Here is an 11892-nt window from a genome sequence, read left to right as displayed (position 1 = left end):
TATTTGTCAATAAAAAAGACCACCTTGGTCAGGTGGCCCTTACTCCCAATCCTTCTCCCGGGCGATTAATTCCCTTAAGCGCTGCTCATAAAAACCGGCCAGCTCTTCAGCCATCTCCTGGGAAAAAGCTTCGCTGTAAATGCGGTAATGGGGTGTTTCCCCGTCGGGGAATACCAGGGACCAGCCATCTTTATGGCGTATCTGGACTCCGTCCAGCAGTTCCACCCTTTCGGCCGGTTCCTCGCTGATCAAGGTCCGCATAACCCGGCCCTTGGCTTCCCATGGGCAGGGTACGGTCCGGGTGACGGTATGGATGGCGGGCAGGCCGGCCACCGCTTCAGCCAGGCTCTCATCCCGCCGGGCCAGCCAGTCCAGGATATAAAGGAGGGCTCCCAGGGCATCCAGTTGCAGGTGCTGCTGCGCCAGGGCGGCTTCTCCATCCACCCGGGCCATGGCTTCCTGGTGGATACCGGGATGGCTCTTCACCCGCTCTATCATTCCCCCCATGTACCCGGCCACCAGTTCCGCTGCCTTGGAAGCTGTCACCGGCAGGACCAGTATTGCCCCCCGGTTTGCCTCCAGGTAGACCCGGGCCAGAAGGGCCTGCTGCTGGGAGGGTGTTAACCGGCGGCCCTCGCCGGTAAAAAGGATTAATTCCTCACCATTCTGGTCAATGGCTGCTCCCAGGACTGCTCCATAGCGCTCGATTTCTGAAGCGAAAAAGGGTATATCCTCCTGTATGGCCCCCCAGCTCTTGGCAGGATCGAAATCCAGCCGGACCACTTCGGCCCCGGCCCGCTGTAAAACTTCACTGGCCAGGGCGGCTATTTCTCCCTGGCACCCCAGGGCTATCCGTACCGGCCTACTTTTTATCCCTTCGTCCCCCAGGGTCGACAATAACCAATCACGGTAAGTTTCCTTCAGGGCCGGGAAATAGGTAGTGGCCTGTACCTCTTTCACCTGGCGGCCGTCTTCCCGCCAGTACAAGTTTTCAATTTTACGCACCGCTCCGGGGGCTAAATCGTGACCGCGCTCATTGACCAGGTGCAACCAGATCTTATCCCGGTTGGTAGCATCCTGTTTAAGATGACAGCCACCGGCCAGCCTTAAAGTACGGACGGCAAAACGATGGACCGGGGTTGGTAACCGGCCCAGGTCGGCCACCTTGACCCCAGCAGCCATCAGGCCGGCGGCCATAGCCTTGAAGAGCATTTCCCCGGCTCCGCCGGCAAAGGTGCTCAGGCCCACCAGGGCTCCCGGTTTAAAACTGGCACCATAGGCCAGCCCCATGCGGGTAACCTGGAAAGGAGTTAAATCTCCTTTTAAATAGCCCGGTGCCTGGCTGCCAACAAAGAGGGGCCGGCCCGTTCCCTGGCCCCAGATGAGGCTTTCATGCACCACCGTCTCCCGGCTTAAAATTTTCTCAGGCCAGATCTTTACCTCCGGCCGCACCTCGGCTCCGGTGTCTACCCGGCTGCCGTCGCCGATAACCGCGCCTTCATAAATCCGCACCTGCCGCTGCAGGCTGGCCCGGCTGCAGACCACTGCCCCCCTTAAGCCTGCCCCTTGCCCGACATACACATTATCCCATAGGGTCGACCGCTTGACGCTGGCCCCTTCTTCCACCCGGGTGTATGGCCCCAGGACGGTAAAAGGCCCGACCGCAGCCCCGGGGCCGATACGGCAATAGCTGCCTATCAGAACCGGACCTTCAATCCTGGCCGTGGGATCAATCTCCACCTCTGCGCCGGCCACCACACCCTTACCCCGGTCTTCACCCACCACCCGGACTTTAACTTTACCGCTCAAGATATCCTCCTGGGCCTGCCTGTATTGCGTCAAATTACCAATATCGCACCAGTAGCCGGAGAGGGTCACCCCAAAAAGGGGCCGTTTTTCCTTTAGCAGCCGGGGGAAAAGATCTTTGCTGAAATCAAAGGATTGCCCCTCCGGCACCAGTTCCAGGACCTCAGGCTCCAGGATATAGATCCCGGTATTGACCCGGTCGCTGAAAACCTCGCCCCAGCTGGGCTTTTCCAGGAAGGAGCGGATACTGCCGTCCGGATTGGTAATCACCACCCCGTACTCCAGGGGGTTGTCAACTGTCGCCAGCACCAGGGTGGCCAGGGCGCCGCTTTCCTTGTGCCGGGCAATAGCGGGCCGCAGGTCAAAATCCGTCAGGGCGTCACCGCTTACCACCACAAAGGTTTCATCTAAAAAGGAAGCCGCGTTTTTAACGCTGCCGGCGGTACCCAGGGGCTTATCCTCTACAAAATAATGAAGGTGCAGGCCAAAGTCACTACCGTCACCGAAGTATTCCTGGATCAATGCCGGCAGGTACTGCAGGGTCACCCCTACTTCTTTGATACCCAGGTCACGTAACAGGTCTAGGCAGTATTCCATTACCGGCCGGTTGGCCACCGGCACCAGGGGTTTGGGCCGCTTGCAGGTCAGGGGCCTGAGCCTCGACCCCTCCCCGCCGGCCATGATAATCGCTTTCATATCTAACCTCCTGCAAGATCCAGATTAGCACTTTTTAGCATTTTACCCCTTCTCCCCGTAAAAAATTCCCGGCAGCCTTTTTCCAGATGTGCTATTGCAAAGCTGGTAAGCTCTTATACCGCAGACAGTGCCCGTAACAAAAAGGTCGCCCCCACGGGCGACCCTCGCTTTATACCTCTACTTTATGCCCTTATAACACTTCTATTTCATACACCACATCATCCAGCAGGTATACCTGCACCTGCCGGCCTTTTTTCAGGTTGCTTGCGGATACAGAGCTCCCAGCCTCATGTACATATACATACTCAGCGACATCATAGGATTCCTGGCGCCAGGGACTGCTGGCCGGTTGCAGGGTAAGACCGTCTTCGTGTAAGAGATAGACATCTACGTCGGCGACCAGGGTGCCGGCTACCTCCTGCATCACTTTGAAAGTATAACCGCCCTTAACGTTCTCCACCACTTCTACACGATCACCCACAGCAAGTCTGCTCAGGCTGTCATACTTTTTGCTGCCGGCAATGACTTCGCTTCCCTCGCGGAACTCCAGGGTAGCGGTAGTGCCGTCGAAACAGGTCAGGGCAACGGTGCGGGTATAGGTGTTAACTGCCGTGACCTTCCCACGCTGCGGTTGCAAGACCTCCACCTTTTTCAAGTCCTCGCCCATGTAGGTGGCCCTGACCGTATCGCCCTCGCGAACGTCTTCTACATCCGGGTAATCAACACCCGGTACCACCAGCTCTACCCCATCGCGGATATAGAGCTTGTAAGTGTCGCCGTCTTCATCCTCAGCATCAATACGGTCCCAGTATTCCCGGATATCTTCAACGCGCAGGATTAATTCTGTGCGCAGCATTATATCGGTAACGGTGTCGCCGTCCAGGGTAATCTCGACAAAATCACCGCGCCTGATTTCATCCAGCTCGTCACGGTCATCCCTGCTCTCCACATCGACGTTTTTAGCAAGAACATAGGTTTCCCGTTGGCCGGCCTCATCCTGGAGCACCAGGAGCAGGCCGGTATCATCCAGGGAAACGACCGTACCGGCCCGGGAATTGTCCACTTCTAAAAAGATTATTTCCTGATCGAGCAACCGGATAGTGGCCTGCATGTCCTTTTTAACAGCGCTTAAAGTCCCGTCTTCGCCGTCGATAACTATGCGGGCATTGTCTTTTACTTTATACGCCTGGAGGGTATTTTTTTCATCCATCAGGGTCAATATCCTGTTACCAGTGTCTATACCCACCACGGTACCGGTAAGCCTATCCTCAATCCGGCGACCTTTAATCTCCAGCCCGGTTATAACTCCCTTCTCCACCCGGGCCTGTACCTGGTCGCCACTGACTACTTCCGCCAGGACGGCTCTGGCATCATCAGCGACCCAAAAAGCCCTGGGCTGACCCTCCACCTGCAAGGTCAGGACGCCGTCGGCAGGTGCAACTGTTATCACTGTCCCGGTAACATCCAGGAGCGAGTATACCTCCAGTACTTCAATGGTTGTAACAGCGTAGTTTTCTACCGTCAGCCGTACCCGGTCACCCTGGTGAATGTCCTTCACCGCCGGGAAACGCTGTCCCTCCATGACCACATTTACCTCATCCGCCAGGCGATAGGAGACAAGGCTGCCGCTGTCGGCCTGCAGGGTAATCAGCTTGGCATCCGGGTCCAGGTCGTAGACGATGCCTTCATTAATGTCTCTCTGCTGGCGGGAAATTACCGTAATGCTCGTCACGTAATTGGCCGCATCCAGGATAATCTCCACTTCGTCACCGGGCTGGAGGGCCGCCACTCCCCCGGCGCCGGCCCCACTCACCGGGATATCGCCGTCAGCAGGCAGATAAAAGGTGCGATATTCACCACCGGCCACTTCCACCACTAAAGCCCGCATTTCCTGGTAGACCTTGCGGATGCTCCCGTTCACCACAGCGCCGACCGGTTCGGCGGGCAGTTTTTCCAGGTATTTTACCCTATCACCGTCGGTTACCAGGGAAACCTTGTCCAGGCGCTGCAAGGCCAGGAGGGAAATGGGCCCACTCTCATCGTAGGCCGGTAAATCATAGGTAACCTGGAAGGTGCGCGTTTTCCCGTCAGAGGTGCTAATGGTCAGCTGGTTCAAACTTACTTCCAGCACCCTGCCTTTAATAAGCCCGCCAGAATCCGGCAGCATATCCTGCGCCCGCCCCAGAAAGGTCGCCATTTCCGCCCTGGTCACGGCCGCGTCGGGGCGGAAGGTGTTATCCGGATAACCGCTCACCAGTTTACTGGCTTGCGCTACCTGCACATAGCCGGTGGCCCAAGACGGAATCAAGTAGCTGTCCGTAAAAGCAGGGAGCTCGTAGCTATTTATGGCTTCCTCTTCCTTGCCAATCATGCGTACCAGCAACCTAGTCACCCAGGCTCGGGTGGCGGCAGCCTCGGGATAGAAGTCTTCGTAGCTTTTAAGCAGGCCCAGGTCCAGGGCCCGGGCTACATCCTGCCTGGCCCAGTCTGGAACTACAAAGGGAACCGTGGCCGCAGAGCTGGCATTACCCCCCATGCACCGGATGGCCATAAGCACTGCCTCCAACTCGGTGACAGCCTGGTCTGGCCGGAAAGTACCGTCCGTATAACCGCCGACTATCCCCATGGCATTCATCCTGCTAATATACCTTGCCGCCCAGTGGGCGTCGGTAACGTCCAGAAAGCTTGTAGCCGCCAGGGCCGGGTGGCTGAGCGAAATAATTATCAGGAACAAACTAAAAGTAACGAAAAAACGTCGAACCCCGTGACGTTTTTGCATTATGGCAGGCCCCTCTCCCTGGTAAATTCTGCTTAGGTGTATTTCGACATCCTCTTTGCAATTCCTCCCTCCTGATGAGGCCGGTAAAACAAAACAGGAATGCTTACCGGAGCTTTTTACAGATCTGGCATATAAAAAAAGGAGCAGGGCAGGTTTAACTCAAGGGCCGGCCGCGTCGTATCCCCTGCCCCGCCCCGAATGTCATTAAAGCCCGTGATTCTCTATGGAGCGCCCGGCTACCAGTCTAAAAGAATAGTATTTACTGATTTGCCTGCAGGGACCGTACCAGGGCGGCAGCGGCTTCGGCCCTGGTCACAGTATGCTCCGGTTCGAAGGTAGAGCCATTGGCCTTCAGTATACCCAAGCCCCACGCCAGGGCCACATAGCCCAGGGAACCGGGTCTTAAGGACGCAGCATCGCTGTAAGGAACCTTATAGATCCCCTCCACCCGGGCGGCGCGCTCCAGGTTTAAAAAGCGGATCAAGAACTTCGCCAGAAGTTCCCGGCTGACGGTAGCTCCGGCCTGCAGGTCTTCCTGCAGCCACTTCTCATCCCGGGCCCGCTTCAGAATCTCCTCATCCTTCATGTCTTTATATCCCCAGACGCCGTTCCTGGCCATAAACATCGCCCGCAGCATAGAAACAACAGTGATGTTTTCATCAGGACGGAAAGCGTCGCCGTATTCCCCGAAAAGCCCGGCCTGGCCCAGGAGGTTGATTTCCTTTTCGGCAAAATTGCCCGCTATATCGTTAAAACGGTAGGGCCGGGGTTGCTGGGCAATAGGTTTGCCCTCCCAATCAAGGAATTGACCGGTCCTGGCATCCATCATGTCCGAGGCGGCACTGCTGGAATCACCCAGGGGCTGGTAGACCAAACGTATCTCACCCTGACTCGGACCGCCCGGGCTGTAGATGCGGGTATAGCTCAGGGTCAGGGGGCGGTTTTTCAGGAAGGTTTCTACTGCCTGCTGCCTATCGATGATTTTCGCGGCCGCCGGAAAATCAAAATTGCCCCAGTTAAGGTTGTAGTTGGTGATGCGCCCGGCCACCGCGTCCACCGTCACGTTGATGCCGTTGCCGGGGAAGGGGATGCCGTTGACCAGGCGGTGGTAGTAAAAGTACTGGACTGCCGGGTTCTTGCCGTCCTCCATGATTACCGGCTCCCACACGGGTCGGCTGCTATAATCCAGCTGTACTTCCTTGAAGCGTTGCGGTTGTACCTTTTGCAGGAAGTCCTCGACCAGGCGCTGCGCTGCTTTGCGGTCCAGTTTGCCGTCCCTGTCATTGCCGGAGGGGGCAGAGGGCAGGTCAAATCCCAGCAGTTCGCCATTGCTGGCATTGACCCTGGCGCTCATATAACCGGGTTTTCCCGGCTCGGGTTTATCGCTGCTCCAGCTCAGATTCCAGCTGCGGATTTCCGGGTCCTGCCAGTCGGCGTAGAGGTTGGCGCTGTGTAAGGTAAGGCCGGCCGGGATATCCACCCACTTCTTAACGGCGGCAATAGCTTCTTCCTGGCTGATCAATTTGGCCGTTTTTTCGATTTCCTTCATTTCTTCAGGGCTTAAGGGTTTGGACTGGATGCCATCCAGTAAAGCCGCGGCCTTACGGGCCATCTCCAGAGAAGCATCTCCCATCCCCCCGGCGCCGCCTTTATCAAACCACCCGCCGTTTCCCAAATCTAGTGGTTTGCCGCTCAGGGCATCAATCAACCCTCGGGAAGGATGGCTGAGCCGGTAAACTAGCAGCACCGGGCGTTTCTCCCCGGCGGCCAGGGGCCTGACAGGGGGTTGCAGGTAATACTGCAGTTCCAGCATGCCGGTGCTGGCAAATACCTGCCGCGCCTTTTCCGGAGAAATGGCATTTGTAGCCGCAGGGAAATCGGCTTTCGTCCAGTTGAGGTTGTAGTTCGTTACCTGACCGTTATCGCCGCGGACGGTTATGGTCACGCCATTGGCCGGGAAGGGAATGCCATTGACTACCCGCTGCCAGCGGAAGGTATAGGTAACCGGTCCATAACCGGTTAAGGAAAGGGGCGAATTCTCATCGGGCAGCGGTTGCAGTTCCTGGATATGCCTGGCAGCCAGGCGGTTTAACAGTTCAACCGCCACCTGGCGGGCCTCGGCGGCGGAAATAGCCGGCAGCCGCAGGCCCGGTTCGGACCGTTTTTCCGGTTTCCAGGTATTCATATTTAAGATTTCACCTGTCCTGGCATCCACATCGGCGTTAAAACTGCCACCCGGCTCGCCGGGAGCATTCCAGTGCAGGGACCAGGTCTGGCGGTTATCGTAGCTGTTGTAACTAGAGGTAAAAATGTTATACTCTTTAGGAATATTAAAGTTGTCTTTAACCGTGCGAATAGCCTCTTCCAGAGAAACAGCTGGTGTATCCCTCGCCACGGCTATGGCGGGAAAGAAGGACACCAGCAACAGGACCACCAGGCCCCAGGCCAGCAAGCGTTGCCAAATTGTTACCACCTGCTCTTCCTCCTTTAGCTCCTTCTTGGTATACGTCTTAGGGTTAAATTTATATGTCCCTTTAGGTCATAGGCATTTCCCCCTTCCCCGGTTTCCCTCCCCCGGTGATTCCGTCCTTCCTGATTATATAGACGTAGGGCAAGGGAAAAAGTTCCCATTTGCAGAACTTTACCCTTCCCCCCTACCTCGGCGCTGGTTCACAAGGGCGGCCCGGCGCTGGGGCAGGTCATAGCGACCTACCAGGGGTAACGGCTGTTCCCGGGGCGGTTCTGCCGCCGTAGAGGGTGTAAAGCGCCAGAAGCGGGCGACCACTGAAGGCCGCTCTGGCCAGGAGGTGCGCCGGTACTGGCTGTAAACCTCCTGGTAAACATCGACCGTCCGGCGGGCAATATTTTCCCAATCATAAACATCCTTTACCAGGCGATGACCGTTGGTTCTCAATCTCTCCGCCAGGGCGTCATCCCTTAAAACTGCCAGAATGTTATCGGCCAGGGAAACGGCATTGCCTGGGAAGGCGCGCATACCGTCAACGCCATGGGTGATGATCTCCGTTAGGCCCCCCGTCTCGCTGGCCACCACCGGTGTCCCGGCCGCCATGGCCTCCAAAGCCACAATGCCAAAGGGCTCATAGAGGCTGGGAAACACCGCCACCCTGGCGGCCCGGTAGAGCTGGTTACGGGTATGATCGTCAATGTAGCCGGCAAAATAAACCTTGTGGCTGATGCCGAGCTCCCGGGCCCGGTTCTGGAGTTGGCCTTCCATGGGCCCCTGGCCGGCCACTACCAGCTTGGCCTCCGGGCACGCGGATAAGATCTTGGGCATAGCTTCCAGGAGGACCTGGACCCCCTTTTCGATTACCAGGCGGCCCACGAAGAAGATAATCTTTTCATGGGGGGCGGCATAACGCTGCCGCACCGTTGGGTCAACGGCCCCGGTCCGGAAATTCTGGCTGTAAACCCCGTTGGGGATAATAGTAATTTTATCGGCCGGCAGCTGGAATAATCCCTGGACTTCCTGGCGCATATGCTGGCTGCAGACGATTACCCGCCAGGCCTCGTAGGTCAGCCACCATTCAACGTTGTTAATGTAGCGCTGCATGTCATTATATAAGCCGCGATTCCGACCGGCTTCGGTAGCATGAATAGTGGCAATGAGGGGCAAGCGGTGGGCGTGTTTTAAAGCCCGGCCGGTAAAGGCCACCAGCCAGTCATGGGCATGGATAATCTGGAAAGGACCGTATTTGCGCATGATGATCATGGCTTCTTCCAGGAAGCGGGCATTGAGCTGCAGCACCCAGATGAGAAAATCGGGGGCATGAACGGGGTAGGCTTCCACCCGGTGGACGGTTAAGCCGTTCTCCCGGCTTTCAGTAGCCTGCCCCGGGCGGCCGATAGTAAGTACATGTACATCATGGCGCAATCGCGCCAAGGAAATAGCCAGGTCCTCAACATGCCGGGCCAGGCCACCGACACTCTGGGGCGGATATTCCCAGGAAAGCATCAGGATACGCATTAATCTATCACCTTCATTAAATTTCTACCTTGAATTTATTTTGGCAGTCTCGACCAATCTTATACCGCATAATTTACCTTGGATAGATAAAACCTAGTAGCAAGTTGATGATTTGGAGGTTCCAGTATGCCCGAATTACGCCAGGACCCAGTTAGCGAGCGCTGGGTAATAATTGCCACCGAACGCGCCAAACGTCCTTCGGACTTCAAGCCTCTTCATAAAGAAAAGAAGGGTAACGCCAGCTGCCCTTTCTGTCCCGGCCACGAAAAGGAAACACCGCCGGAGGTGCTGGCCTTTCGTGACGCCAATACTGAACCCGATACCCCAGGCTGGCAGGTACGGGTGGTGCCCAACAAGTTTGCCGCCCTGGTGGCCGACGGGGAAGTATCCAGCGAAAGTAAAGGGATGTACCGGACTATGTCCGCTACCGGTGTGCATGAGGTTATCATCGAGGGTCCCGATCATGATACCTTATTCGCCGATCTGGCACCCGAGCATGCCGTCCAGGTTCTCAAGGCCTGGCGACAGCGTTACCTGCAGCTTAAGCAGGACAAAAGGCTGCAATACATCCAGCTCTTTAAAAACCACGGCCCTACCGCCGGGGCTTCTCTGGAACACCCCCACAGTCAGCTTATTGCCACCCCCCTGGTGCCCGCTGCCGTTAACCAGGAAATGGCCAGGATTAAAGACTACTGGCAGGAAAAAGAAAGCTGCCTTTTCTGTGATCTTATGGAAACGGAACTAGAAACAGGAGCCAGGGTAGTCGCCTTTAATAAAGAATTCCTGGCCTTCTGCCCCTTTGCCTCCCGTTTCCCCATGGAAATGTGGATCATGCCCCGGCGGCACCAGGCAAGTTTCGGCGCCTGCAAAGACGAACAGCTGGAACAACTGGCCACCATCCTCCAGGATACCTTAAGCCGGTTGAAACAGGCCGCTAATGACCCGCCCTTTAACCTGGTCCTGCATACGGCGCCCCTGCGCCAGGAGGAGAGTATCTACCACTGGCACTTCCAACTCCTACCCAGGCTGACCATTGTTGCCGGCTTTGAGTGGGGGACGGATATGTACATCAATCCCACACCGCCGGAAATCGCGGCCCAGTCGCTGAGTGAAGTAAACATAAACGCCGAGGAGGAAGGTTAATGCCTGAACCCTTAAAAATCCTGTTTGTCTCGCCTGAAGTAGCCCCCCTGGCCAAGACCGGGGGCCTGGCCGACGTGGCCGGCAGCCTTCCCAAAGCCCTGGCCGCCCGGGGACATGAAGTGCGGGTGGCTATGCCCCGTTACCGCCAGGTAAAGAATGTCGATTACCTCACCGACCTGCCCGTGGAAATGGATGGCAGCTTGGAGACGGCCATTATCCGCCGGGCGCAGCTGGCAGGGGATCCACCCGTGCCGGTCTATCTCATTGATAATTACAAGTTTTTCTGGCGGGACGGTATGTACTGCTATGCCGACGACGCGGCCCGTTTTAATTTTTTCTGCAAGGCCGTCCTGTCCATGCTGCCCTGGTTGGAGTTCCAGCCGGATATTATCCATTGCAATGACTGGCAGACGGGCCCCATCCCCCTTTTCCTCAAAGTCAAGCACGAGGATAACCCCTTTTACCGGCAAACGGCAACCATCTACACCATCCACAACCTCCAGTACCAGGGGACCTTCCCCCGCCAAACCTTGAAGATTATGGCCCTGGGTGAAGAATTTTTTACCCCCGAGCGCCTGGAGTTTTACGGCCAGGTCAGTTTCATGAAGGCCGGGATCCTGTACGCTGATTTAATCAACACCGTCAGCAAGAAATACGCCCTGGAAATCCAGACCCCCGAATACGGGGAGCGCCTGGACGGCCTGTTAAGGAAACGCGCCGCAGATCTACGGGGAATTTTGAACGGCATTGACTACCAGGAGTTCAACCCGGCCACTGACCGGCGCCTGGCCGTCAATTACGACGCCGAGCACCTTGAAAAGAAAAAAGAAAACAAGGCGGCCCTGCAAAGGGAAATGGAACTGCCGGTCAAGGATGTACCCCTCCTGGGCCTCATTTCCCGCCTGGTTAATCAAAAAGGGCTGGATCTGCTGGCCGCCATTCTCGACCCTCTGCTGCAGCAGGACCTGCAGTTCGTCCTCCTGGGTAGCGGCGAGGATTATTACCAGCAGCTTTTCTCCCGTTACAAGGTCAAATACCGGGATAAAATGGCCGTCAAAATCGGCTTTGACCCGGTACTCGCCCAGCGGATTTATGCCGGCTGCGATATCTTCCTCATGCCCTCACGCTTTGAACCCTGCGGCCTGGGCCAGATGATCAGCCTGCGCTACGGCACCGTACCGGTGGTCCGGGCCACGGGCGGCCTGGAGGATACCATCAAGGACTTCCACCAGTACCCGGGAAGCGGCAATGGCTTTTCCTTCCGCGATTACCAGCCCCAGGCCCTCCTGGATACCATTAATCGCGCCCTCCACGTTTACCGGAACGAGCCGGAGGAGTGGCGTAATCTGGTCCGGCGGGGCATGGCCGCCGACTTTTCCTGGAACGCCTCGGCCGGTCAATACGAAGATATGTACCGGGAAGCCCTCCAGAAGAGGATGGCTACCCAGGTTAAAGTGGGGTAAGGAGAACTATTACCGGCGCT

Annotated in this window: 6 protein-coding genes; 2 read left to right on the top strand and 4 right to left on the bottom strand. The window is 56.7% G+C overall.

What is annotated here, in order from left to right; all coding sequences use genetic code 11:
- Positions 1-39 precede the first annotated feature (39 nt).
- From FLZ89_RS09540 to FLZ89_RS09525, 4 genes are all read right to left on the bottom strand, one after another.
- Positions 40-2502: a sugar phosphate nucleotidyltransferase gene (locus FLZ89_RS09540; protein WP_141262750.1), complete on the bottom strand. Its 2463-nt coding sequence runs from the start codon at positions 2500-2502 to the stop codon at positions 40-42.
- Positions 2503-2692: 190 nt separating this feature from the next.
- Positions 2693-5281, bottom strand: a complete 2589-nt coding sequence (locus tag FLZ89_RS09535; protein ID WP_141262751.1) for an S-layer homology domain-containing protein — start codon at positions 5279-5281, stop codon at positions 2693-2695.
- Between the two features lie 259 nt (positions 5282-5540).
- A complete protein-coding gene (locus FLZ89_RS09530) occupies positions 5541-7754 on the bottom strand; it encodes a YcdB/YcdC domain-containing protein (protein ID WP_141304870.1) in 2214 nt (737 codons plus the stop codon).
- A gap of 168 nt (positions 7755-7922) precedes the next feature.
- On the bottom strand, positions 7923-9266 hold the full coding sequence (locus FLZ89_RS09525) for a glycosyltransferase family 4 protein (protein WP_141304869.1): 1344 nt from the start codon (positions 9264-9266) through the stop codon (positions 7923-7925).
- 126 nt (positions 9267-9392) lie between these two features.
- On the opposite strand from FLZ89_RS09525, the gene galT reads away from it, so the two are divergent.
- Both galT and glgA read left to right on the top strand, forming a co-directional pair.
- Positions 9393-10409, top strand: a complete 1017-nt coding sequence (gene galT / locus FLZ89_RS09520; RefSeq protein WP_141304868.1) for a galactose-1-phosphate uridylyltransferase — start codon at positions 9393-9395, stop codon at positions 10407-10409.
- Positions 10409-11872 carry a glycogen synthase GlgA gene (glgA, locus tag FLZ89_RS09515; RefSeq protein ID WP_141262755.1) on the top strand — a complete coding sequence of 488 codons (1464 nt, stop codon included), beginning with the start codon at positions 10409-10411 and terminating at the stop codon, positions 11870-11872. The genes galT and glgA overlap by 1 nt, the downstream gene beginning before the upstream one ends.
- The last annotated feature ends 20 nt before the right edge of the window (positions 11873-11892 follow it).

Origin of the sequence: Moorella sp. E306M (genome assembly GCF_006538385.1) — a bacterium.
Classification (GTDB): domain Bacteria; phylum Bacillota; class DSM-521; order Neomoorellales; family Neomoorellaceae; genus Neomoorella.
The sequence above is the reverse complement of the archived record's forward strand: the minus strand, read 5'-3'. Positions and strand labels throughout refer to the sequence as shown.

Coding starts and splice junctions, on each gene's coding strand:
- FLZ89_RS09525 (WP_141304869.1), bottom strand. CDS start 9,266: ATGCGTATCCTGATGCTTTCCTGGGAATATCCGCCCCAGAGTGTCGGT.
- FLZ89_RS09535 (WP_141262751.1), bottom strand. CDS start 5,281: ATGCAAAAACGTCACGGGGTTCGACGTTTTTTCGTTACTTTTAGTTTG.
- FLZ89_RS09540 (WP_141262750.1), bottom strand. CDS start 2,502: ATGAAAGCGATTATCATGGCCGGCGGGGAGGGGTCGAGGCTCAGGCCC.
- galT (WP_141304868.1), top strand. CDS start 9,393: ATGCCCGAATTACGCCAGGACCCAGTTAGCGAGCGCTGGGTAATAATT.
- glgA (WP_141262755.1), top strand. CDS start 10,409: ATGCCTGAACCCTTAAAAATCCTGTTTGTCTCGCCTGAAGTAGCCCCC.